Annotated in this window: 22 protein-coding genes; 20 read left to right on the forward strand and 2 right to left on the reverse strand. The window is 45.9% G+C overall.

Going from position 1 to position 23,518, the window contains the following annotated elements; genetic code table 11:
• Nucleotides 1-18 precede the first annotated feature (18 nt).
• Entirely contained in the window at nt 19-765 is a 747-nt protein-coding gene (locus NGM44_RS09940; RefSeq protein ID WP_253223500.1) for a S24 family peptidase, read from the reverse strand.
• 156 nt (nt 766-921) lie between these two features.
• Here NGM44_RS09940 and NGM44_RS09945 point away from each other — a divergent pair, with 156 nt between their 5' ends.
• The 10 genes from NGM44_RS09945 (at nt 922) to NGM44_RS09990 (ending at nt 12,028) form a co-directional block, all read left to right on the forward strand.
• Nucleotides 922-1,143 (forward strand): Cro/CI family transcriptional regulator, encoded by a 222-nt coding sequence (locus NGM44_RS09945; protein ID WP_253223501.1) that lies wholly within the window; start codon nt 922-924, stop codon nt 1,141-1,143.
• A 2-nt stretch (nt 1,144-1,145) separates the two neighbouring features.
• Nucleotides 1,146-1,787: a DNA-primase RepB domain-containing protein gene (locus NGM44_RS09950; RefSeq protein ID WP_253223502.1), complete on the forward strand. Its 642-nt coding sequence runs from the start codon at nt 1,146-1,148 to the stop codon at nt 1,785-1,787.
• A 101-nt stretch (nt 1,788-1,888) separates the two neighbouring features.
• Nucleotides 1,889-4,009 (forward strand): PhoX family phosphatase, encoded by a 2,121-nt coding sequence (locus NGM44_RS09955; protein ID WP_253223503.1) that lies wholly within the window; start codon nt 1,889-1,891, stop codon nt 4,007-4,009.
• Nucleotides 4,010-4,158: 149 nt separating this feature from the next.
• Nucleotides 4,159-5,100, forward strand: a complete 942-nt coding sequence (ftsY, locus tag NGM44_RS09960; RefSeq protein ID WP_253223504.1) for a signal recognition particle-docking protein FtsY — start codon at nt 4,159-4,161, stop codon at nt 5,098-5,100.
• A 58-nt stretch (nt 5,101-5,158) separates the two neighbouring features.
• Nucleotides 5,159-5,707 carry a methylated-DNA--[protein]-cysteine S-methyltransferase gene (locus NGM44_RS09965; RefSeq protein ID WP_253223505.1) on the forward strand — a complete coding sequence of 183 codons (549 nt, stop codon included), beginning with the start codon at nt 5,159-5,161 and terminating at the stop codon, nt 5,705-5,707.
• A 139-nt stretch (nt 5,708-5,846) separates the two neighbouring features.
• Nucleotides 5,847-6,875, forward strand: coding sequence for a quinone-dependent dihydroorotate dehydrogenase (locus NGM44_RS09970; protein ID WP_253223506.1), 1,029 nt, complete (start codon nt 5,847-5,849; stop codon nt 6,873-6,875).
• 12 nt (nt 6,876-6,887) lie between these two features.
• Nucleotides 6,888-7,397 carry a CvpA family protein gene (locus NGM44_RS09975; protein ID WP_253223507.1) on the forward strand — a complete coding sequence of 170 codons (510 nt, stop codon included), beginning with the start codon at nt 6,888-6,890 and terminating at the stop codon, nt 7,395-7,397.
• A gap of 93 nt (nt 7,398-7,490) precedes the next feature.
• The gene (gene purF, locus NGM44_RS09980) at nt 7,491-9,020 is read left to right on the forward strand and encodes an amidophosphoribosyltransferase (protein ID WP_253223508.1); all 1,530 of its coding nucleotides are present in this window, start codon (nt 7,491-7,493) and stop codon (nt 9,018-9,020) included.
• A gap of 97 nt (nt 9,021-9,117) precedes the next feature.
• Nucleotides 9,118-10,677, forward strand: a complete 1,560-nt coding sequence (gpmI, locus tag NGM44_RS09985; RefSeq protein ID WP_253223509.1) for a 2,3-bisphosphoglycerate-independent phosphoglycerate mutase — start codon at nt 9,118-9,120, stop codon at nt 10,675-10,677.
• 31 nt (nt 10,678-10,708) lie between these two features.
• Nucleotides 10,709-12,028 carry a S41 family peptidase gene (locus NGM44_RS09990; protein ID WP_253223510.1) on the forward strand — a complete coding sequence of 440 codons (1,320 nt, stop codon included), beginning with the start codon at nt 10,709-10,711 and terminating at the stop codon, nt 12,026-12,028.
• A gap of 65 nt (nt 12,029-12,093) precedes the next feature.
• Here the strand turns inward: NGM44_RS09990 and NGM44_RS09995 are convergent, their stop codons facing one another.
• On the reverse strand, nt 12,094-12,732 hold the full coding sequence (locus NGM44_RS09995; RefSeq protein ID WP_253223511.1) for a response regulator: 639 nt from the start codon (nt 12,730-12,732) through the stop codon (nt 12,094-12,096).
• A 503-nt stretch (nt 12,733-13,235) separates the two neighbouring features.
• Here NGM44_RS09995 and NGM44_RS10000 point away from each other — a divergent pair.
• The 10 genes from NGM44_RS10000 to miaA all read left to right on the forward strand — a co-directional run bounded on the left by NGM44_RS10000 (nt 13,236) and on the right by miaA (nt 23,472).
• Complete coding sequence (locus NGM44_RS10000; protein ID WP_253223512.1) at nt 13,236-14,372, forward strand: D-alanyl-D-alanine carboxypeptidase family protein; 1,137 nt, start codon at nt 13,236-13,238, stop codon at nt 14,370-14,372.
• Between the two features lie 148 nt (nt 14,373-14,520).
• Entirely contained in the window at nt 14,521-16,632 is a 2,112-nt protein-coding gene (gene uvrB / locus NGM44_RS10005; RefSeq protein WP_253223513.1) for an excinuclease ABC subunit UvrB, read from the forward strand.
• 3 nt (nt 16,633-16,635) lie between these two features.
• Nucleotides 16,636-17,076: a hypothetical protein gene (locus NGM44_RS10010; RefSeq protein ID WP_253223514.1), complete on the forward strand. Its 441-nt coding sequence runs from the start codon at nt 16,636-16,638 to the stop codon at nt 17,074-17,076.
• Between the two features lie 2 nt (nt 17,077-17,078).
• Nucleotides 17,079-17,654, forward strand: a complete 576-nt coding sequence (locus NGM44_RS10015) for a uracil-DNA glycosylase family protein (RefSeq protein WP_253223515.1) — start codon at nt 17,079-17,081, stop codon at nt 17,652-17,654.
• A gap of 69 nt (nt 17,655-17,723) precedes the next feature.
• Nucleotides 17,724-18,929 (forward strand): carboxynorspermidine decarboxylase, encoded by a 1,206-nt coding sequence (locus NGM44_RS10020; RefSeq protein ID WP_253223516.1) that lies wholly within the window; start codon nt 17,724-17,726, stop codon nt 18,927-18,929.
• 14 nt (nt 18,930-18,943) lie between these two features.
• Nucleotides 18,944-19,756: a hypothetical protein gene (locus tag NGM44_RS10025; RefSeq protein WP_253223517.1), complete on the forward strand. Its 813-nt coding sequence runs from the start codon at nt 18,944-18,946 to the stop codon at nt 19,754-19,756.
• Nucleotides 19,757-19,950: 194 nt separating this feature from the next.
• Nucleotides 19,951-21,198 (forward strand): saccharopine dehydrogenase family protein, encoded by a 1,248-nt coding sequence (locus tag NGM44_RS10030; protein WP_253223518.1) that lies wholly within the window; start codon nt 19,951-19,953, stop codon nt 21,196-21,198.
• Nucleotides 21,199-21,308: 110 nt separating this feature from the next.
• The gene (locus NGM44_RS10035; protein ID WP_253223519.1) at nt 21,309-21,905 is read left to right on the forward strand and encodes a 6-carboxytetrahydropterin synthase; all 597 of its coding nucleotides are present in this window, start codon (nt 21,309-21,311) and stop codon (nt 21,903-21,905) included.
• Nucleotides 21,906-21,909: 4 nt separating this feature from the next.
• Nucleotides 21,910-22,341: a tRNA (adenosine(37)-N6)-threonylcarbamoyltransferase complex ATPase subunit type 1 TsaE gene (gene tsaE, locus NGM44_RS10040; protein ID WP_253223520.1), complete on the forward strand. Its 432-nt coding sequence runs from the start codon at nt 21,910-21,912 to the stop codon at nt 22,339-22,341.
• Nucleotides 22,342-23,472: a tRNA (adenosine(37)-N6)-dimethylallyltransferase MiaA gene (gene miaA, locus NGM44_RS10045; RefSeq protein WP_253223521.1), complete on the forward strand. Its 1,131-nt coding sequence runs from the start codon at nt 22,342-22,344 to the stop codon at nt 23,470-23,472.
• Nucleotides 23,473-23,518 lie beyond the last annotated feature (46 nt).

A 23,518-nucleotide genomic window follows, 5' to 3' on the forward strand; every position in this document is an offset into this window, starting at 1 on the left:
ATTTATTCAAATACATTTTTAATACTCCACCAACTTCCCAACCACCTTACCCACTAGCCGACATTCGCCCATCGGTAGCATCTTTTGCTCTGGCCAGTCAGGATTGAGTGGTTTTAGGTACATATCAGACTCAGTCTCGCCCAGTACAAGCTGTTTAAATGTCGCTTCGGTATCATCATTGCACTGCACGACGATCAGATCACCGTCTTTGAGTGCCAATGTAGAGATATTTGGCTCGACATAGATGATGTCATCAGGGCGAAACTCTGGCCACATCGAGCGACCACGCACCTTAAGCGCAAAGCCGTCAGCGGATAGATTGCGTGGGCGTGGATAATAGCCCAAGGCATCATCCAATGTCACAGGTGAAACTTCTGACCATGAGCCAGCCGCCACCCAACTAATCAGTGGCACATCATTGGCAGGCATCGCAACACGCACTGTATCGACAATCTCATGTGCCTGTTCATCGGTCAATATACCGCCAGTCTGTAGGGCGGCAATCTGTGCTTTTAGGTCATTAAGAATATCGGATTTATCGGCTTGGGGTGGGGTATCGGCGGTCATTGAGCCTTGACCAGTCAAAAGCCAACCAACATTAACACCTGTTACTTGTGCGAATTGCTCAAGCGTATCTTTGCCAATCTGACCCTTTTTCCACTTGGATGCAGCTTGGGCGGATTTGCCCGCTTCGATGGCTGCTTTTGACCAAGATAAGCCAGAATGATCCAAGGCTTGCTGCATTCTTGAGACAAGATCTGACATGGTGTTAGTCCTCAAAATTTACTATACCTTAAGTATAATATTATACCAAAAGTATAGAAAAATAAAGCAACCAAAGGTATATTTATTCTTGACTTTTGTTTAAACTTAGGGTTTAATTAGCGATATTATTGGTTTAATCATATCAAGGTGAAAAAAATGAATAAAAACCCAGTCCGAGATGTGGTCAAGCATTTCGGCGGTCGAGAGAAAGTTGCCAGCATTACGGGCGTTACCTATATGGCGGTGAAAAAGTGGGAAGAGCGTGGCTATTTCCCACGCACCGACTACACAGGTGAAACCACACACGCCCAAAAGCTTGCAACAGCCAGTCAAGGTGCATTCTCAGAAAGCGAACTGTTGCCGAAGTATCAAGGATGAATATGACCCCATTAATTAACCAACTATCACACGGTACGCCATCACTCTATCAAACTTTTGATGACAATGCCGACCGTAAAAGCCCTGCACTGGCTCGCCAACTGTGGGGGATGTATGACGATGTCAAAGACGAACTGCACAGGCTCAATGAGCAGGGTGCAGGCGTGTATGTCACCGTCAATCAAACAGACGGCAAAGGGCGTAAAAAAGAAAACATCGTCAGCGTTCGCGCCTTGTTCCTAGACTTTGACACCCCTGATGCCGATCGTGTGGCTCGCTTACAGGCACTGCCACTACCGCCAAGCATCATTAATGAGTCAAGCCAAGATAAGCATCATGCTTACTGGGTGCTGTCTGATGAGATGCCAACGGCACGCTTTAGTGACTGCCAAAAGCGTTTGATTGAGTATTTCACCAAACAGGGCGATGCACCAGATAAGGCAATTCACGACTTACCAAGGGTAATGCGCGCCGATGGCTTTATCCATCACAAAATCAAAAACGGCGTAGAATCCGCGCCATTCACCACGCGCACGCTACACATCGGTAAGGCGTACAGCTGTGATGAACTGATGGCATGGCTGGTAAGCCTACAGCTGCACCAAAGAAACTTTATCACCTTTCACTATGCAAAATTGTCATAAAACTGTCATCGGATCGTCAATAAGCTGTCATGTTCGCTTGCTACAATTAGCGCAACTTTTAGATGAGCGATCATCACATCATAGCTATAAGGAAATCTACAATGCAGCATCCGCATGATTATATCGAAGATTCGAACACCAGTGACAATCCAGAATTTGCAAACTTGCTTGACCAAGCCATCAGCCGCCGCACGGTGCTAAAGGGCGGTGCAGGCTTGACAGCGATGGCAATGTTTGGCGCGTTGCCGATGATGGGCAATGGTGCATTTGCCAAGACGACGGCAGGCGCGATGAATCTACCGCGCCCACAGAGCCTGAAATTCAAAGCCGTGCCACATTATACAGGCAATGAGATGATGGTCGCTGAAGGCTATACCGCCAAAGCATTTTTGCACCTAGGCGAGCCGCTTGTCGATGGCATTGAGCCGTTTCGCGATGATCGCAAGCACTCAGGCGAATCGTTCATGTATCGCATGGGTGATAACCATGATGGCATGAATTTTTATGGTATGAGTAATGGCAAATTTGACCCGCATCAGTCAAACCGCGGTCTGTTTGCCATCAACCACGAATACACCAATGACAACCTACACCCTATGGGTATGTACACACAGGAAGATACCAATGCCGCAGCAATTTATCGTAAAAAACGCCTTGCTATGGATGTCCGCCGCGATGCTAACGCTCATGGCGTGTCTGTGGTTGAGCTAGTGCGTAAGGATAATGGTCAATTTGAATTGGTCAAAAATTCCCGCTTTAACAAACGCTACACCAGCAGCACCATGACCCAGCTATCAGGCGCAGCAAGCGGTGCAAGCCTTGTACAGACCAAGTATGACAAGCACGGCAAGACCACTTGGGGCATCAACAATGAATGCGGTGCAGGCGCGTCGCCATGGGGCACTTATTTGACCACCGAAGAGAATTTCTTAAATGTCTTTGCGCGTGGTGAAGACAAAGCCGTGATTGGTGCGCAAGCTGATCTTGCTTTGGCACGCTATGGACTTAAAGAAAACAGTACAGGTGGCGGCTATCTGTGGCACACTGCCGATGATAAAGATGGCGTCGTTGCCGATGAATTTAGCCGCTGGGACATCACCGCGCGCGGTAAGACAGCGCACGATGATTATCGCAATGGCTTTAATGCCTTTGGTTATATCGTCGAGATCGATCCGTTCAATCCACAAGCCAAAGCCATCAAGCGCACAAGCCTTGGCAGATTTGCTCACGAAAACTGTGCCTTTGCCCCAGCGGTGGCAGGTAAGCCTATCGTGTTTTATATGGGTGATGATGCGCGTGGTGAGTATATTTATAAGTTTGTCTCAAAGGCACTATGGTCGCCAAAAGACATTGGCAAAGGTCTAAAAGCTGGCGATAAATACATGAACGAAGGTACGCTGTATGTAGCCGTATTCAATGCCGATGGCACAGGGCAGTGGCGTCCTTTGACCATGAATACGGTCAAGCACAAGGAGTATAACTTTGCCAATCAAGCCGATATTGTCGTCCATGCACGCCTAGCTGCCGATGCACTTGGTGCGACCAAAATGGATCGCCCTGAATGGGTCGCGGTCAGCCCAATCACAGGCGAAGTATATGTAACCTTAACCAATAATTCTAAGCGCACACCTGATGCCACAGATGCCGCCAACCCACGCAGTTATAATGACAAAGGCAATCAACACGGACACATTATCTGCTGGCGCGAAAAAGATGGTGACCATGCTGCGACCAGCTTTAATTGGGATGTGTACCTGTTCGCTGCGCCAAATGATTTGACCGAGCAAAACCTATCAGGCTTAAGTCCGGATAATGATTTATCATCGCCTGATGGCTTGTACTTTGACCCACGCGGTGTGCTGTGGATTCAAACCGATGATGGTGCTTATACCAAGACCACCAACTGTATGCTACTGGCCGCCTTGCCAAACCGTGTCGGCGATGGCAAAATCGTCAGCACCACCACGGGCAAAAACACCCCTGTGGGCATGATGGCGTCCGATGATACGCTCAAACGGTTCTTTGTCGGTCCAAAGGGCTGTGAAGTGACAGGCATCACCATGACCCCAGATCTTAAGACTTTGTTTATCAACATTCAACACCCTGGTGAAGACCACCCTGATGTGGCATGGGGTGCGGTCGCAGGCGGTAAAGTACCACGCTCAGCCACCGTGATGATTACCAAAGATGATGGCGGTGTGATTTTGGGTGAGTCTTTATAAATCAATCATATCACCTAAAATTTACCAATCAAAGCCCTGAGGATGATCAGGGCTTTTTTGTTGGGTGAAATCTTTGTCAAACTGTGCTACAATCACGGTAATCTATTGAATAGTTATCCAATTTATAATTTATCAAAAAAAGGCAACTTATGAGCGAAAACGAACAAGGCGGCTGGTTTGCTCGCATGAAAGCAGGGCTTGCTAAGTCGAGCAAAAATCTGTCCGAAGGCTTGGTGAATGTACTGGTCGGTGGTAAAGAGATTGATGATGAGCTGTTAGAAGAAGTTGAAGATCAGCTTTTGGTGGCTGACATCGGAGTCAATGCCACCAATCGCATTATTAAGAATCTGACCGAGCAGACCGCGCGCGGTGATTTGATTTATTCGCATTCGCTGTACAAGGCGCTAAAGTCTGAATTACACGATATTCTTGCGCCTAAGGTGCATCCGCTTGAGATTGACACCGAGAAGAAGCCTTATGTAATCTTGATGGTTGGTGTCAATGGCGTGGGCAAAACCACCACCATCGGTAAGCTTGCCAAGCGCCTACAAAAACAAGGCAAATCAGTCATGCTGGCAGCGGGCGATACTTTCCGTGCTGCTGCGACTGAGCAGCTGCAGATTTGGGGTGAGCGAAACGGCATTCCTGTCATCGCCCAAGGCCATGGTTCGGACAGTGCGTCGGTGATTTTTGATGCCATGCAATCGGCACGCGCCAAGGGTATTGATGTCTTGATCGCTGATACCGCAGGGCGCTTGCAGAACAAATCGCATCTGATGCAAGAGCTTGAAAAAGTCGTGCGCGTGATGAAAAAAGCCGATGAGACTGCGCCACATGAGACGATGATCGTGCTGGACGCTGGCACGGGTCAAAACGCCATCAATCAAGTGCAGGTATTCTCTGAAGCGGTGAATATCACAGGCATCAGCATCACCAAGCTTGATGGCACAGCCAAAGGCGGCGTGGTGTTTAACATCGCTCAAAATACCGATATCCCAATCCGCTTTATTGGCGTGGGCGAAGGCATTGATGACTTGCAGCCATTTGAACCCAAAGAATTTGTCGATGCACTGCTAGAAAAAGATGAATAACTGACAAAAAGCATTGCCGTATTTGGTGATGCTTTTTATTTTTAATTGATAATAAAATATGATGACAAAACCCATCAGCACCACCTACCAACCACCATTTGGCTTACCAAACCTTAAGCTGACTGTACTGAATCAGCATCTGATTGCGCTTGATTGGTATGATGATAAGACCAATAAGCTGCTTGATAAAATTATGCCCAATCACACGGCAGATGATGTATTGATACCACAAGAAAGTCTTGATAAAGCGGATGCAAATCATGCGGTGTTATTAAACTGTATTGCACAATTGGATGGGTATTTTGCAGGATCAAGAACGCAGTTTGAGCTGCCGCTTGATTTGTCCTTTGGTACGCCATTTCAGCAAAGTGTCTGGCAGGCTTTATGTCACATTCCCCACGGACAGACCATCAGCTACGCTGCGCTTGCCCAAAGTATCGGCAAGCCTACCGCCTTTCGCGCCTGCGCCAATGCCAATGGCAAAAACCCCATCAGTATCATCATTCCGTGCCATCGTGTGATCGCAAGTGATGGTGGCTTGGGTGGTTATACGGGCGGTACATGGATCAAAAAACTACTGCTTGAACACGAAATGTATCAGTTTTAATAAAGCAGCGCGCCCACACAAATGCTTGATGTTTGCCAATCTGTAAATTTACTAAGAATTTGCTTAAATTTTTGGGATGTTGTGCTATAATTAGGCGAAATTTTTTCTCTTAACTTTAATTCTTAACAAAGGTGCGCCTATGTCTTATGCATTGCTTCGTCCGATTCTATTTAGTATGGATCCAGAGCAGGCACATGAGACCACCTTGGAATTGCTCGAAAAAGCCGATCGCGCCAATCTGTTGGGCTTTGGCTATGGCAAGCAGGCATTGCCGACCACTTGCATGGGCGTACAGCTATTGAACCCCGTGGGGCTTGCTGCAGGTCTGGATAAGAATGGCGCGTATATCGATGCCTTATCAGAATTGGGCTTTGGCTTTTTGGAAGTCGGTACGGTCACGCCGATGCCACAAGCGGGCAATGATAAGCCGCGGCTGTTTCGCATCAAAGAAGCAGGCGCGATCATCAACCGCATGGGCTTTAATAATGATGGCGTCGATCAGATGATTGCCAATATCGAACGCGCGCGTTATAAAGGCGTGCTTGGTATCAATATTGGCAAAAACGCCATCACTCCTGTTGAAAATGCGCTCGATGACTATATCTATTGTCTTGAGCGCGTCTATCCTTATGCAAGTTATATCACCATCAATATCTCAAGCCCAAATACCAAAAACTTGCGCGATCTACAAAGTGCCGATGCGTTGGCGCAGCTACTTGATGGCATCAAAAATTGCCAAATGAAACTTGCCAACAGCTATGGTTTTTATGTGCCGATCGCACTGAAAATCGCTCCAGATCTTGACCTTGAGCAAGTTGATGAGATTGCACAGACGGTGCTTGATTTTGAGATTGATGGCTTGATCGCGACCAACACCACTTTGTCGCGCACGGGCGTGGAAAGCTATCGCTTCGCTGATGAAGCAGGTGGTCTGTCAGGTCGTCCTGTTAATCACCAAAGTACTTTGATTTTGACTGAGTTTGCCAAGCGGATTGGCGATCAGATTGATTTGATCGGCGTGGGCGGTATTGACAGCGGTGAGCTTGCACTGAAGAAAATCCAAGCAGGTGCAAAAGCCGTGCAGCTGTATTCAGGCTTGATCTATCGCGGTCCGTCACTGATCAGCGATTGTGTGCACAGCATTGCAAGCCATGAGCAGTCGCAATAATCGAGCGTATCAATGAACGGATTGGATATTGCCATTAGTCTTGTGGTCTTTGTCGGATTGTGGCGTGGCTTTAGTGCAGGCGCGATTAAGACTTTGGCATCTATGGTGTCGTGGCTTTTGGCGCTGATTTTGGCATCGAAATTTGCCGATGATTTTGCGATCTTTTTTACCAGTGTCATTGATAATCCAATTTTACAAATTGCTTTGGCTTTTGTGTCTATCATGGTGGCGGTGGTCGTCATCGTCGGCATGGTGGCAGGCGTGATTGCCAAAAGCCTAAAAGTGCTTAAGCTTGGCTTTATCGATCGTATGGCAGGTGCGCTATTGGGTGCGATGACTGGCGTGCTAAAGGTGCTGATTGTACTAAGTGTCGCCGCGCCGCTACTTGCTAAGACCACACTGTGGCAAAATTCGGTACTCTCGCCTGCACTATTACCTTATGCACCCGTGGCAAAAACCTTATTACAAGAAGCTTTCGGCGAGACTTATAAACAGCTTGAAAACCCTTATCAAAATCAATAAAAATCGCTTGAATTTGATAAGTTTGACAATTTATTAATTAAGATTTATTTGATAAATTATCTTAAAACTCATTATCAATAACTTGGAGCAACTATGTGTGGCGTAATCGGTATCATGGCGCATGAACCTGTCAATCAAATGCTGTATGATGGTCTAACCATGCTTCAGCACCGCGGTCAGGATGCGGCAGGCATTGTCACCCTAAAAGACAATCGCCTATACCTGCGTAAAGACAATGGCATGGTGCGTGATGTGTTTATGAATAAGCACATGGTGCGCTTGGTGGGTAATTGCGGCATCGGTCATGTGCGCTATCCGACAGCAGGCACATCCAGCACTGCTGAAGCGCAGCCTTTGTATGTCAACTCGCCATATGGCATCGCTTTGGCGCATAATGGCAACTTGACCAATGCCGATAAGCTTGCGCGCGAGCTGTACGAAGAAGACCGTCGCCATCTGAATACTCAGTCTGACTCTGAAGTATTACTCAATATTTTTGCCCATGAATTGCAAAAATTCACCAAGACTTCACTTGAGCCGAGTGATATTTTTGAAGCGCTAAAAAAAGTCTATAAACGCTGCGATGGCGCATATGGTGTGGTGGCATTGATCACGGGTCATGGCATGGTGGCGTTTCGCGATCCTAATGGCATTCGTCCGTTGATTTATGGCCGCCGTTTGACCGAAAAAGGTGTCGAGTACATGGTGGCTTCAGAGTCAGTGGCGCTACAGGCTCTAGGCTTTGAAGTCATTCGCGATGTTGCACCAGGTGAAGCGATTTTTATTGATTTAAATCACAGCATCCACACGCATCAGTGCGTCGAGATCAAAGAAGGTCAGTACACGCCTTGTATCTTTGAATATGTGTATTTTGCGCGTCCTGATTCGATCATTGATAATATCTCAGTGCATAAGGCGCGTATGCGTATGGGCGAGAAATTGGCAGAGCAGATTTTGCGTGAATGGGGTGAAGATCACGGCATCGATGTGGTGATTCCGATTCCTGATACTTCGCGTAATTCTGCGCTTGAGCTTGCGCATCATTTGAATGTCAAATACCGCGAAGGCTTTAACAAAAACCGCTACATCGGCCGCACCTTTATTATGCCAGGTCAGCAGCAGCGCAAAAAAAGCGTACGCCAAAAGCTGAACGCCGTATCGCTAGAATTTAAAAACAAAAATGTCCTACTGGTTGATGACTCGATTGTTCGCGGTACGACTTGTCATGAGATCATTCAGATGGCACGCGATGCAGGTGCGAAGAATGTCTTTTTTGCATCAGCTGCACCCCCTGTGATGTATCCGAATGTCTATGGCATCGATATGCCAGTGCGCAGTGAGCTGATTTCATCGGGTCGCAGTGTCGAAGAAGTGCGCGAGATTATCGGTGCTGATCGCTTGATTTTCCAAGATCTTGATGATCTGATCGAAGCAGTGAATGATACCAAGCACAGCCGCGTGCATGGTTTTGACTGCTCGGTATTTGATGGTAAATACATCGCAGGTAAGATCGACGAAGCGTATCTGACCGAGCTACAGAACAAGCGCAACGATGCTGCCAAAGACAAGGGCGTATCACTGGTCGATACCCCTGTGGATATGACAGGCGTCTCAGCGGTCTAATCACTACAAAAGCACTCAATGTATTTGGGTGCTTTTTTGTGCTATAATGCCCAAAATTCATTTGCCAATTGGTACAATAGACAAATCGGAGTAAGTCATGACCCAAAATAAAAAAATCCCCCATGTACTGATGATTCTAGACGGTGTTGGTCATCGCGAAGATCCACGAGATAATGCGGTGCTTGCAGCGAATACACCGAATTTGGATCAGCTTACCGCCACTTGTCCTAATGGTCTGATTTCAGGCTCGGGCATGGATGTGGGCTTGCCTGATGGTCAATTTGGCAACTCTGAAGTCGGTCATATGAACCTTGGTGCAGGTCGCATTCTGTTCCAAGATTCGACGCGTATCATGAATGATATTGACTCGGGCGAATTTTTTAAAAATCCTACATTGACAGCAGCAGTACAAGCGACCTTGGATAATGAAGGTGCGGTGCATATCTTAGGCTTATTATCTGATGGCGGTGTACACGCACACATTGATCATATCAAGGCGATGGCAAAGCTTGCCCTAAGCCAAGGCGCGATGCAGGTCTTTGTCCATGCTTTCTTGGACGGTCGCGATACGCCGCCACAATCAGCAGAAGGTTATGTAGCTGATCTTGAAAATTATTTTGAACAAATCAATGCAGAATTTGATGGCGATGCCAAAATCGCAAGCGTCATTGGTCGTTTTTATGCGATGGATCGCGATAAGCGATGGGATCGTGTCGAAGCCTGCTTTGAGCTATTGACCGAAGGCAAATCAGTGCGCACGGCAAGCTCAGCCCTTGAAGCGATTGAGCTTGCTTATGCAGAAGGTGAGACTGATGAGTTCGTCCAAGCGACTTTCATCGAAGAAGATGGCGTGGTTTGTGATAATGACGGCGTGATTTTTATGAATTTCCGTGCTGACCGCGCGCGTGAGATTAGCCTTGCCTTTGTTGATGCTGAGTTTGATGGCTTTGATCGCCACATCGTGCCTGAGCTATCGGCATTTGTCATGCTGACCAAATACTCTGATGAGCTTGAAAACAACCCAAAAACCAGCATTGCGTATTATCCAACGAGTCTTGCCAATACTTTGGGCGAATATCTACAAAACCTTGGCAAGACACAGCTGCGCATCGCTGAGACCGAGAAATACGCCCATGTTACTTTCTTCTTTAGTGGCGGTCGCGAAGAGCTGTACGATGGCGAAGACCGCATTTTGGTCAATAGCCCTGATGTCAAGACCTATGACCTTAAGCCTGAGATGAGCGCGTTTGAAGTCACTGAGAAGCTCAATGCCGCCATCGATTCTGGCAAATATGATGTTTTGATTGTGAATTTCGCTAATGGCGACATGGTGGGGCATTCAGGCGTATTTGATGCGGCGGTCAAGGCGGTAGAAGCGGTGGATACTTGTATTGGTGAAGTTGTCAAGCATGTGCGCGCGGCAAATGGCCATCTGCTGATTACCGCTGACCACGGTAACTGCGAGCAAATGCAGGATTATGAAAGCGGACAAGTGCATACACAGCACACCACTGAGCTTGTGCCGTTCATCTATGTTGGCGATAAAGATGTCAGCGTGCGCGATGGTGGCAAGCTGTGTGATGTCTCACCGACCATTTTGCATTTGATGGGTATTGATAAGCCAAGCGAGATGACGGGCGAAAGCTTGCTTGTCTGAGTCAAACTGAAGTTTCATCAAGGATTTTTTCATGCCAAGAGTTAAAATGACACATCCGCTGATGGCAGCGATGATGTGCCTTGGATTGATGGGTGGTGCGGTCTTATACGCGCACGCAGCTGATACACCAGAAGTGGATACACAAGCGGTGGTATCGACCGACGCGCCTGAAAGCTCAGCGGATACACCATCTTTAGAAGTGCTGGAGACACGCCCAAATCCTTTGTACGGTATCGAAGGCTTGCACCAAGGGCGCGTGCCACTTGCTGCCATCAGCCCAAATACACTCAAGACCTTCGTACAAGCGATCGACATGATGCGCCGCGAATATGTCGAGCCTGTCAATGATGAAGTGCTGATGTATCACGCGATTAACGGCATGCTAAGCCGCATTGATCGTAATGCTGAGTATCTGGACGCCACCGCCTTTGCCAATTTGCAATCATTCACCAGTGGCAATGTTGCAAGTATCGGCGTGGAAGCGGTGTGGCAGCCTGCTGATGCGCATTGGGTTGTGACTAAAGTCGCTGCCGATTCACCTGCCAAATATGAAGGCATCGCGGTTGGTGATTATCTGCATCAGATTGGTGATGTCAAGCTGACCCAAAGCCACAGCGAAAATGATGTCGCGCAACTTTTGAGTGGTATTGCAGGTACGAATGTTGAGATCACTTATTCTAAGGCGGGACGGTCTAAGCGCACGGTAATTTTGATGCGCAACCAAATGCAGCACAGTGCAATCGAAGTGGTGATGCGCGATGGTATCGCGGTGATCAAATTGCCTGTATTCCAAAATAACACACGCCAAGATATCCTTGATCATATCAATAAAATCGGCACACCGATTCATGGTGTGGTGCTGGATTTGCGTAACAATCCAGGTGGTGTTCTGGATGCGGCGGTCGATGTGGCGTCTTTATTCATGAAAAAGAAAGTCGTCACCCAAGTTGAGAACCGAAACGGTATCGAGCGCGTGCTTGAAACACAAGGCTCGGCAATATTTGAAAACCTGCCTGTCATCGTGCTACAAAATCGCTATTCAGCATCAGCATCTGAAGTCTTAGCAAGTGCCTTACAAAACTATGATCGCTCGCTTGTTGTCGGCGAGACTAGCTACGGCAAGGGTTCGGTGCAGTCGGTGATTCCGATTGGTAACAACCAAGCGATCAAGCTAACCACCGCGCATTACCTAACCCCAAAAGGTAAAAAAATCGATCGCGTCGGTGTCGTGCCCGATGTCAGCTTTGAGAACACACCTGATGGTAGTGGTGTGGATTGGCTACAATTGGCACTGAATCTGATGCAGCAAGGGCGCTTGCCTGCAGGAGAAGGACTGAGCTTTAAGCAGTAGTTTATTAAGCTCAATAAAAAAGCACTCAAGATGATTTGGGTGCTTTTTGTTTTTAAAATAAAAAATCAATTCGCCTGAATCAAGCCATGGCGAATGGCAAGGTGTGTAAGCTTAACATCGCTATCGACGCCCAATTTTTCAAAAATACGATAACGATAAGTATTGACCGTCTTGGCGCTGACGAACAGCTGATCGGCGATCTCTTGGGTGCTTTGGCAATTGACCACCATCATCGCCACTTGCTTTTCACGCTCTGATAAACTGTCAAACGGCGATTCGGCTTGTTCGCCAAGCACAGTCTCAGCAAGCTGTTCTGCGACATCGTGACTGAAATAGCGCGAGCCTGAATACACTTTTTTGATCGCGCGGATCATCTCATCCAGCGGCGTGCCTTTGGTGATATAGCCATCTACACCTGCTTTGAGTAACATTGATGGATAGGGCTGTGCCGAAAGGCTCGATACTGCCAAAATTTTCACACTGGCATTGGACTGCTTAATGCGGCGGGTGGCTTCGACACCATCGATATTGGGCATATTGACATCAAGCAAAATCACATCAGGCTTGAGTGTTTTGGCAAGGATGACCGCGCTCTCACCATTATCCGCTTCGCCGACGACATCGATCTCAGGATTATCGCCCAACATATGCGTGATGCCCATGCGCACCAAATCATGATCATCTGCCACCAAGACTTTTATCATTATTGTTGTGCCTATTTCATTTAAATTTTGGACTTGTATTATAACAAAACGGACATAAATATTCCATGTGTTTGCTTGGCATTTATTATGCAAGTTCAAACCGCTGTTGATCAAAATTGACACAAAATGTTGCGACAACCTTTCCTTTATTTTATTATTTGCGAAATTTTTATAAAAATTAGGACTGGAGACGGGTTTTTGGTGACAATTGATGGTTTTTTGAGCAGTTGGTGACTGCACCACTCTAAAAATGTGCTACAATAAAGCTGTAGGCAAGGCGCGTATTGGATTGGTGCAAATGACGAGCAAACCCATTGATACCGCGCCGCCACAGTTGATCTGCCGCTGTGTAGATTGATGGTTGGCATGGCACAAGCATAATAAAAATTTAGTGGTATCAATATTTCTTTTGATTTATTGATTTGATTTTGATGTTTGAACCGAAGGCGCAACGCGTCTGTTGGGACACTGCTGTTGCCTTGTTCATTTTTAAAGGAAATCCCATGAAAAACACCCATTTTGGCAAACGATTGAATAAGCATTATGCGATGATGCTAGCACTGATGGCAAGCTCAGGCGCGCACGCTTTTGTGGTGGATAGTAGCCAATCAAAAACTGTCAGCACATCAAGCACGGCAGTGGTCAGCACACAAAATCCTTATGTGCAAATCCCTCAAACCCCAAGCTATAGCGAAGCCTATGAGCCTGCGCCTAGCTACACCACCACGCCTGCGCCAGCCCCACAGATCAACCAAAGCCAAACTGTCAGCGTCGTACCAGCAGGTAGCGCACCTGCTGCTAAGCCTGTGACCAACTATGGCACAAGCTACAACAGCGCGAGCAACTATTCAGGCTACGGTTTTAGCAGTGATCAGTTGATGCTATCACCACGCTCTGAAGCGGTGGCGGTGTTTGATTTGCAATCAAATCAGTTGCTTTATGCCAAAAATGCCGATGAGCAGCGTTCGATCGCATCGATCAGTAAGGTGATGACCGCCATGGTGATCTTGGATGCGCAGCTGGATATGCGTGAAGAAATTACCATCATTCCATCGGATTTGGTCGGCGCTAAGCAAGCCAGTACACGCCTAAAAGCAGGCGATCGCATGACGCGCTCTGAGTTTTTGCTGATGATGCTGATGCGCTCTGAGAACCCAGCTGCTAAGGCATTGGGCCGTACTTATCCAGGTGGTTATGATACTTTCATCGCAGCGATGAACCGCAAGGCGCAAGAAATGGGCATGTATCAGACGACTTTCAGCGATACTTCAGGTCTGGATCCGCGTAACCGCTCATCGGCGCGCGATTTGATCACCATGATGAAAGCCGTGAACAGCGATCCGCGTTATCACAGCATCCGCAACTTCTCAACTGCACCGCAGTATGACTTTTATATCGCCAACTACCAATCAGGCGACCGCACTTATAAAGGCAATAATACCAACCGTCTGGTGCGCGAAGGCAACTATCCAATCGGCGTACAAAAAACAGGCTACATCCGCGAAGCAGGTTACAGCGTCGTGATGGAAACCAATATCAACAATCACCCAACGATCATCGTGCAGCTAGGTGCGTCAAACAGTGCCAACCGCTGGTCAGATTCTGAAAATATCATGACTGAATTGGCATATCGTCGCTAATTGCTGTTTGATATTTGATAAAAACCTTCTAAGTGTGTGCTTGGAAGGTTTTTTGTTAAGTTTAAAGTCTTTTGCTTTATTCAATGGCACTTTAAATCCACAGCATTTGCCACCATATTATCCCCAAATTCTATCTAAGATCACCATCATGCGACAACCAACCACCCGAGCAGACATTCAGACCAATCAGCTTGCCAAACAGCTCCAAGACGAAGCCCAATTGACAGGCGTCAATGCGTCAGGCACACAAATCAGCAGCCGTGCCTTTGATATGGTGACAGAATTTGAGCCATCAGGCGATCAGCCGACTGCCATTGCAAGCCTTGTCAAGGGCGTAAACTCTGGCATGACAGGGCAGCTGCTACTTGGGGTGACAGGCTCTGGCAAGACCTACACGATGGCAAAGGTCATCGCTGAGTGTGGGCGACCTGCGATTATTATGGCGCATAATAAGACCTTGGCAGCTCAGCTGTATGGCGAGTTTAAGGCGTTTTTTCCACACAATGCTGTGGAGTATTTTGTCAGTTATTATGACTATTATCAGCCTGAAGCCTATGTGCCAGCGTCGGATACCTTTATTGAAAAAGACAGTGCCATCAATGATCATATTGATCAGATGCGACTGTCCGCCACACGAGCACTGCTTGAGCGGCGTGATGCGATTATCATTGCATCGGTGTCTGCCATTTATGGTCTGGGTGACCCCGAAAGCTATCTAAAAATGCTGCTCCATATCGTCGTGGGTGATCGCGTGGATCGCAATGCCATCATCAAGCGACTTGTTGAGCTACAATACGAGCGTAATGAGCTGGATTTTGGGCGGGGTACTTATCGCATCCGCGGTGAGACTTTGGACATCTATCCTGCCGAAAGTGAATCGTTGGCGGTGCGTATCGCCATGTTTGATGATGAAGTGGAAAAAATCACTTGGTTTGACCCATTAACAGGCAAAAATATCAAGTCTGTGCCACGCATCACCATTTATCCAAAATCGCACTATGTCACGCCCAAGGATAAATTGATGGAAGCATCCGAGACCATCAAAGCTGAGCTTGCCGAGCGATTGGACTATTTTCGTGCCAATGACAAGCTGATAGAAGCACAGCGTATCAAAGAGCGTACACAGTATGACCTGGAGATGATTCAGCAGCTTGGCTATTGCAATGGCATTGAGAACTATTCTCGCCATCTGTCAGGCCGACCAGCAGGTGAGGCACCGCCGACTTTATTTGACTATATTCCGCCAGATGCACTGCTGTTTATTGACGAAAGCCATGTGACTGTACCGCAGATTGGGGCGATGTACAAGGGCGATAGAAGTCGTAAAGAGACGCTTGTGCAGTATGGTTTTCGCCTGCCCAGTGCGATGGATAACCGCCCGATGAAGTTTGAAGAGTGGGAGCGTATCGCCCCATCGACCATCTATGTGTCCGCCACACCTGCCCAATATGAGCTTGAAAAATCCGAACAAATCGTCGAGCAGGTGGTGCGTCCGACAGGGCTTGTGGACCCTGTGCTAGAGATACGACCTGTATTGACACAGGTGGATGATGTGCTTGGTGAGATTAACCTGCGTAAGGCAGTGGATGAGCGCGTGCTGATTACCGTACTGACCAAACGCATGGCAGAGGATTTGACCAGCTACCTAAAAGAATATGGAATCAAGGTCGCTTATCTGCATTCAGACATCGACACGGTGGAGCGGATGAAAATCATCCATGAGCTACGCACAGGTGTGCATGATGTACTGGTAGGGATTAACCTACTTCGTGAGGGCTTGGATATGCCCGAGGTGAGCCTTGTAGCGATTTTTGATGCGGATAAGGAAGGTTTTTTGCGCTCAGAGCGTTCGCTTATTCAGACCATTGGGCGTGCTGCTCGTCATGTCAATGGTAAAGCCATACTCTATGCTGACAGCATCACCCCAAGTATGCACCGTGCGATGGAAGAGACCGAACGCCGCCGCGCCAAGCAAATCGCCTATAACACCGAGCATGGCATCACCCCAAAATCCGCCACGCGTCAAATCACTGATAAGATTGACACAGGTGATGATGAAAATACCGAAGTGGTACGCATTGTGTTATCCGAAGCATTGGTAGGTGTGGACGAAAGCATTTTGCATTCGCCCAAGCTACTCGCCAAAGAAATCGCCCGCCTAGAAAAACAAATGCAAGCCTTATCTCGAGAGCTAAAATTTGAAGAGGCAATGAAAGTGCGTGATACGATGCTTGCGCTTAAGGAATTGATAGTTAAGTAGCAGATGTGGTTTTTAAATTTTACACTAAAAGCTGTAGTGATCTTTATTGTATCAGCTATACTGCTAATTGGTATTTTGCTTTTGCTGATTACTAGTAGACCTACTTATTATGAATGTAATGATGGTCGGTGTATAACTTTGGTGGGTTATTATCAAGGTGGTGGTAATTGGGTGCGGATTTATGACGGAATTATTTTTAGCCGATTTTTGCTTGATAAAAGAGCGTACGCCCTTCATATTTTAGAGGATGGGGAGTTTTGTATAAATAAAAAATTGGTTGATGGTAAGATTGTGCTTTACTCAGATCAATTACCATATTCACAAACCAAAACATTGCAGAATGTCACTTTTGTCAAAAGAGCAGCAGAGGGTAGGCTGCATGATCAATGCCTTGACAATGAGAAAGACTTTAAAACATTATTTAACTTGCCACTAATTTTATAAATATGACCATCGAAACCCACCCACTGGCTCCATTTACTCCGCCAAATAGCCAAGTGCTGATTTTGGGGAGTTTTCCACCACCGCAAACACGCTGGAAAATGCCATTTTATTATCCCAATTTTAATAATGATTTTTGGCGGATTATGGGCTTGGTGTTTTTTGATGATAAAGATAACTTTATCAATACCGCGGACAAAAGCTTTTATCAAGACAAGATTGAGCAGTTTCTCGCCGATACGGGTATTGCCATCAGCGATACTGCGTATCAAATCAAACGCCTACAAAACAACGCCTCGGATAAATTTCTAGAAGTCATCACGCCGATGGATATTGAGCGGATTTTGGCTAAATTGCCTAATTGCACCAGTATCATCACCACAGGCGAAAAAGCCACGCAAATTTTGTGCGATACTTATGCTGTCACAGTGCCAAAAGTTGGGCAATCAGTGGGTCTAAAAATCGGTCAAAAGCCCATCACTTTATACCGCTTACCGTCATCATCACGGGCTTATCCGTTAAGTTTGGATAAAAAATCAGAAGCCTATCACCATGTATTTTCGTTGTTATCATTGATATAAAAATTCAGCCATCGTTGCAAAATTTTGTTAAAATACCAAAATTGCAAACAAGATTTTAGGAAAAAGCCCATGACCGTGCGATTTTTTGACCGCTTAACGGACAACCAAAAACAAACCCTTGCCAAACTGCCCACACCGTATTATCTACTCGATGAGCGAGCCATTATTGATAACCTTGCCATCACCGAAAAGTTGTGTCAAGCCAGCGGTGCTAAGGCATTGCTTGCGCTCAAATGCTTTGCCACTTGGGGCGTGTTTGAGTCGATGAAGCCATATCTGCACGGCACAACATCGTCATCTTTAAAAGAAGTTCGCCTTGGCAAAGAATGCTTTGGTGGCGAGACGCATGCTTATAGCGTCGCTTATAGTGAGCATGAGATTGATGAAGTGCTCGAGTATGCCGATAAGATTATTTTTAATTCATTTAATCAATTGGCTCGCTTTGGCAAAAAAGCTGCTGCCAAACACATCCCTGTCGGTCTAAGATTGAATCCGCAAACCAGTAATTCATCATTCATCATCGCCGATCCTGCCAGGCCTTTTAGCCGACTTGGTGAGCATGATGTTGAGGCGATTATGGCAGTGGCGGATAGCATCAGTGGCGTGATGATTCATAATAACTGCGAAAATGCCGATTTTGAGGCGTTTAGCCAAAGTCTGTCAGATATCGAAGGGCGATTTGGCGAGCTTTTTTATCGGCTTGATTGGGTGAGTTTTGGTGGTGGTATTCACTTTATTGATCCTGAATATCCTTTAGATAAATTTGCCAATCGACTTAAAGATTTTGCCACCAAATACGGCGTACAGATCTATCTAGAGCCTGGTGAAGCATCAGTGCACCAAGGGGCAGTGCTGGTAACGAGCGTGCTTGACACTTTGCATAATGGTAAGCCTTTGGCGGTGGTGGATGCATCTATCGAAGCACATATGTTAGATTTGCTAATTTATCGTCAGTCGTCACCGCTTGCTTATGTCAATGATACTGCTTATGATATTAAAGGAGGTGATTTTGATGGCGTGACAGCGAATGAGACGGCGGTGCGTATCTATGGCAAGTCATGCTTGGCAGGGGATATTTTTGGCGATTATACACTGGATGAACCGCTACAAATCGGGGATAAAGTCGCCTTTGGCAATGCCGCTGCTTATACCATGGTGAAGAAAAACTGGTTTAATGGCGTCGATATGCCGTCAATTGTCATTATCCGTCAAGATGGCGAAGTGGTCGTGCAGCGTCAGTTTGATTATGATGATTATAAAAATAGCTTGTCATAAGTGTGAAATAACTCATGAATACACCAAAAATTGAGATCTATCAGATTTATTATAATGAGGCGACTAAGCAGTCGCTAGACCCTGATTTTATACCATTGGATAACACGCATGGCCCAAAAGAGTGGTATGAATTTTATCCGATGTTGCAGTTTTTGAACACACATGAACTGGATGATGATACTTATTACGGCTTTTTATCACCGAAGTTTTTTGAAAAAACGGGAGTGTGTGGCAAGGATTTGCATCAAATAATTCAGCGCCATGCTATTGATGTCGATGGTAATCGTGTAGATGTGTTTTTATCATCAGTCGGATTTAATTCATTAACTTACCATCAGAATGTTTTTTATCAAGGGGAGCGAAATCATCCTGGGTTTTTAAGTTTAATGCAATTGTCCTTACGGAAAATGGGCGTTTTTCTCGATTTAAAATCCATGATTTCTACCAACTATAATTCGGCATTTTGTAATTATGTCATTGCCAAAAAACGATATTGGCAACAATGGCAAAAAATTGCCAATCAGTTTTATGCATTGGTTGAAAACGATCAAAGCGAGATTGGGCGAATGTTGCGCCAGAACACACGCTATATGACTGATCCAGCACCGATGCGTGCCTTTATCCAAGAGCGGTTCGTAAGTGTAGTTTTGGCGATGGATGGATATAGAACCATGCCTTTTGGCTTTGAGACTTCCAAGTTGAATTTGGATGCTGATAATATTTTTGGGCTATGTCATTACTTTAAAACAAAGTATGAACAGACGCGCAATATGGAGGACTTGTTGATGTATCAAAAGTTAAAAGAGTTGGTTTATTTTCCATGGTAACGAAAATAGACATATTTTTATTTAATGGTTGAAAAATCACCAAATACTCGTTATTATTCTAAGCTTTGTCATGCTTGTAATTTTGCAAGTATTGATGGATGTTGGGTGCATGGATTTTCCTTGAAGTCTTCCTTTTTAATTCATGCATAATTTTGATGTTGCTTATTTTTTTTAAGCACAAAGGAGGATTTATCATGACTCAACCGAATGTTTTGATTATTGGCGCTGGTGGCGTCGCACAAGTCGTGGCACACAAATGCGCGATGGCAAATGATGTTTTTGGCGAGATTCATATCGCATCACGCACCAAAGAAAAATGCGATGCGATTGCTGATAGTGTCGCTGAAAAGGGCAGTTTTAAAAAAGATGCCATCTTGCATACGCACGCTGTCGATGCTTTGAATACTGAGCAGCTTGTACAGTTGATTCGTTCGATTGATGCGCATATCGTCATCAATGTCGGCTCACCATTTGTCAATATGAGCGTGATGGATGCGTGTATTGAGACAGGTGCGCATTATTTGGATACGGCGATTTATGAAGATCCGACCAAGATTTGTGAAGCGCCACCGTGGTATGAGAATTACGAGTGGAAAAAGCGTGACGCCTTTAAGAAGGCAGGTGTGACAGCGATTTTGGGTATCGGATTTGACCCTGGTGTGGTGAATGCCTATGCACGCTTGGGTGTGGAGTATTTTGATACAGATACTGTCACAGATATTGATATTATTGATATCAATGCTGGCAGTCATGGCAAATATTTTGCCACCAATTTTGACCCTGAAATCAATTTCCGTGAATTTACTGGTGTCGTTTATTCTTGGCAAAATAGCCAATGGCAAACCAATCAGATGTTTGAAGTCAAACGCACGGATGATTTGCCTGTGGTCGGCATCCAAAACAGCTACCTATCAGGGCATGATGAGCTGCATTCATTGCACAAGAACCTAAATGTGCCAAATATCCGCTTTTGGATGGGGTTTGGCGAGCATTATATGAATGTCTTTGGTGTACTAAAAAACTTAGGTCTATTATCAGAGCAACCTGTCAAAACTGCCGAAGGTTTGGAAGTTGTGCCATTAAAAGTGGTCAAAGCAGTTCTGCCAGATCCAGCAAGTCTTGCACCCAATTATAAAGGCAAAACCTGTATCGGCAACAAGGTCAAAGGTAAAAAAGACGGCGTCGATAGCGAGATTTTTATTTATAATATCGCTGATCACGAAGAAGCTTATTGTGAAGTTGGCAGTCAGGGCATCTCTTATACAGCAGGCGTACCACCGGTTGCAGCGGCAATTTTGATCGCGACAGGTGAGTGGAATGTCGGCACGATGGTTAATGTCGAAGAGCTTGATGCGCGCCCATTCATCAATCTACTCAATCAAATGGGCTTACCAACTCGCATTACCGATAAAGACGGCGATCGCTTGTTGGAATTTGCATGATAAACGCAGCGCAGATGACGCACTCAAGCCAACTTGGGTGCGTTTTTTATGTTGCTATGAAAATTTATGCTATAATAAAAATCATATGATCAAAATAATAAAGGCATCTCATGCGTATTCGCAAACTGTTTAAATTCGAAAATGCTCACATCGTCCGCAACTGCTCATCCGATCGTTGCAAACGCTCTATTCATGGGCATAGCTATCAAGTTGAGCTGATCTTGGAAGCGCATCGCTTGGATCATGGGCAGATGGTCTATGATTTTGGGCTACTTAAGGGTAATATCAAAGACATCATTGACAGCTTTGATCATGCCATCACTTTTTGGGATAAGGATGATCCAAGCTATATTCAAGCTTGCAAAGACTTTAGTGCGCGTTGGGTGAGCTTACCTGTATCACCGTCAGCTGAGCAATTTAGCCGTGTGATTTTCTTTTGGGCAGACGCCATCTTAAAACAAACGCAAATGCAAAATGGCGAGCAAGATGTCCATGTACACTCGGTCATCGTCCATGAGACGGCGACAGGCTATGCACAGTGCTTTGGCGATGATGTCACCAATGAACAAATGGGCAAGCTTGATTTGGCTGGCTTTGAATTTAGTGAACAGGTCAAGGCAGAATGGGGCGATCCAATGATGTATGATAAGCTAAAAGCAGGCAAGCCATTCATCAATCCCTCTGTGGATTTGCAAGTCCAAGTTTGAGCATATGAAAATTATCCTAAAAAATGAAACTGATACTGCGGCTTTTGCCCAGCAGCTGGCTGATATGAATCTGACGGGCAGTGTGTGGCTGTCAGGGGATTTGGGTGCGGGTAAGACGACGCTGACTCGCTATTGGCTGCAAGCCATGGGGCATACTGGTGCAGTCAAAAGCCCGACTTATACACTTGTTGAACCTTATCAAATCCAAACAAAAACAGGCATCAAGCCAGTTTATCATGCCGATTTATACCGACTCAATGACCCAGAAGAGCTTGATTATATTGGATTTTTTGAATATTTTGATGAGCATGATAGCCTTGTCATCATCGAATGGGCGAGCCGTGCCGAATCAAATCTGCCAAAGCCTGATTATCTGATTGATTTGACTCGTCAAGCAGATGATTGCCGTGTGCTTGAATTTATCAAGGCTTCATAAATGTCATCACTACCGCATTATCAAGATTTGCCCAACAATAGTGTCGTGTGTCTGATGTCGCCGACCGCCAGTGGTAAGACGGATTTGGCGTTTAGACTGTATCAGACAGGGCGATTTGAGCTTGTGTCGGTGGATAGTGCATTGATTTATCAAGGTATGAATATCGGCACTGCCAAGCCAACTGCCGATGAGCTTGCCCAATTCCCCCATCATCTGGTGGATATCATTTCTCCGACCAAGACCTATAGTGTGGCGAATTTTGTGGCGGATGTCGAGCGACTGATTCATGAAATTCATCAGCGGGGCAAGATTCCACTATTGGTCGGTGGTACGATGATGTACTATATGGCGTTGTTTGACGGCATTTCTAGCGTGCCAGAAACCGACCAGTCGGTTCGTGAAAAGGTGAATCAGTGGCTTGACAATGAAGGCAATCAAGCACTGTATGACTATCTACTCGCCCACGATCCGATCATCTGCCAAAAGCTTAAGCCGTCAGATACGCAGCGTATTACCCGTGCTGTTGAAGTACATCTACAAACAGGCAAGCCAATGAGTCATTGGCAAGACACCCCAAAAGTCGCCCTTAGTCATGACCCAAAATGGCAGTGGTATGGCATTGTTGTCACGCCTGATCGTGCTTGGCTACATGAGCGTATCGGTCGCAGACTGGATATCATGTGGGCAGATGGCTTTGTGGATGAAGTGATTGGGCTGATTAATGAACACCCAGCACTGGATGTGGATATGCCATCGATGCGATGTGTCGGCTATCGGCAAGTGCTCGAACATCTATGCCGTACTCGTCATAAGAGTGTGGTCAATCACCCAACGATACATCAATATTATCAATCAAATTTCTCAAAACTAACAGATGAGCAAATCATCAATGAGATTTCAGCCAATTTTCCAAAAAAATCGACAAAAACCCCGATTAACTTATGGGATCTATCTTGTCAAGATATGAAAAATAAGGCATTATATGCAACAAGGCAATTAGCAAAACGCCAATATACATGGCTAAAACAACTTGCCTTGATGGATAATCCAACTATAACCAATGTTACAATAGCTTCATTTGATAGCATAGAACAAGTACAAAAGCAATTCTTGCAATCGCACCAACGTTAGGCACAGCCTTTTTTTGCATTGCATGAGCTATTTTATGTGGAGAGTC

The organism is Moraxella sp. FZFQ2102 (assembly GCF_024137865.1).
Classification (GTDB): domain Bacteria; phylum Pseudomonadota; class Gammaproteobacteria; order Pseudomonadales; family Moraxellaceae; genus Moraxella.

Excerpts from the sequence above, each read along its gene's own strand:
- ftsY (WP_253223504.1), top strand. The coding sequence starts at position 4,159 with ATGAGCGAAAACGAACAAGGCGGCTGGTTTGCTCGCATGAAAGCAGGG.
- NGM44_RS09945 (WP_253223501.1), top strand. The coding sequence starts at position 922 with ATGAATAAAAACCCAGTCCGAGATGTGGTCAAGCATTTCGGCGGTCGA.
- NGM44_RS10010 (WP_253223514.1), top strand. The coding sequence starts at position 16,636 with ATGTGGTTTTTAAATTTTACACTAAAAGCTGTAGTGATCTTTATTGTA.
- NGM44_RS09970 (WP_253223506.1), top strand. The coding sequence starts at position 5,847 with ATGTCTTATGCATTGCTTCGTCCGATTCTATTTAGTATGGATCCAGAG.
- NGM44_RS09990 (WP_253223510.1), top strand. The coding sequence starts at position 10,709 with ATGCCAAGAGTTAAAATGACACATCCGCTGATGGCAGCGATGATGTGC.
- NGM44_RS10035 (WP_253223519.1), top strand. The coding sequence starts at position 21,309 with ATGCGTATTCGCAAACTGTTTAAATTCGAAAATGCTCACATCGTCCGC.
- NGM44_RS09975 (WP_253223507.1), top strand. The coding sequence starts at position 6,888 with ATGAACGGATTGGATATTGCCATTAGTCTTGTGGTCTTTGTCGGATTG.
- gpmI (WP_253223509.1), top strand. The coding sequence starts at position 9,118 with ATGACCCAAAATAAAAAAATCCCCCATGTACTGATGATTCTAGACGGT.
- tsaE (WP_253223520.1), top strand. The coding sequence starts at position 21,910 with ATGAAAATTATCCTAAAAAATGAAACTGATACTGCGGCTTTTGCCCAG.
- NGM44_RS09940 (WP_253223500.1), bottom strand. The coding sequence starts at position 765 with ATGTCAGATCTTGTCTCAAGAATGCAGCAAGCCTTGGATCATTCTGGC.
- miaA (WP_253223521.1), top strand. The coding sequence starts at position 22,342 with ATGTCATCACTACCGCATTATCAAGATTTGCCCAACAATAGTGTCGTG.
- NGM44_RS10030 (WP_253223518.1), top strand. The coding sequence starts at position 19,951 with ATGACTCAACCGAATGTTTTGATTATTGGCGCTGGTGGCGTCGCACAA.
- NGM44_RS09950 (WP_253223502.1), top strand. The coding sequence starts at position 1,146 with ATGACCCCATTAATTAACCAACTATCACACGGTACGCCATCACTCTAT.
- NGM44_RS10020 (WP_253223516.1), top strand. The coding sequence starts at position 17,724 with ATGACCGTGCGATTTTTTGACCGCTTAACGGACAACCAAAAACAAACC.
- NGM44_RS10015 (WP_253223515.1), top strand. The coding sequence starts at position 17,079 with ATGACCATCGAAACCCACCCACTGGCTCCATTTACTCCGCCAAATAGC.
- NGM44_RS09955 (WP_253223503.1), top strand. The coding sequence starts at position 1,889 with ATGCAGCATCCGCATGATTATATCGAAGATTCGAACACCAGTGACAAT.
- NGM44_RS10025 (WP_253223517.1), top strand. The coding sequence starts at position 18,944 with ATGAATACACCAAAAATTGAGATCTATCAGATTTATTATAATGAGGCG.
- NGM44_RS09995 (WP_253223511.1), bottom strand. The coding sequence starts at position 12,732 with ATGATAAAAGTCTTGGTGGCAGATGATCATGATTTGGTGCGCATGGGC.
- uvrB (WP_253223513.1), top strand. The coding sequence starts at position 14,521 with ATGCGACAACCAACCACCCGAGCAGACATTCAGACCAATCAGCTTGCC.
- purF (WP_253223508.1), top strand. The coding sequence starts at position 7,491 with ATGTGTGGCGTAATCGGTATCATGGCGCATGAACCTGTCAATCAAATG.
- NGM44_RS10000 (WP_253223512.1), top strand. The coding sequence starts at position 13,236 with ATGAAAAACACCCATTTTGGCAAACGATTGAATAAGCATTATGCGATG.
- NGM44_RS09965 (WP_253223505.1), top strand. The coding sequence starts at position 5,159 with ATGATGACAAAACCCATCAGCACCACCTACCAACCACCATTTGGCTTA.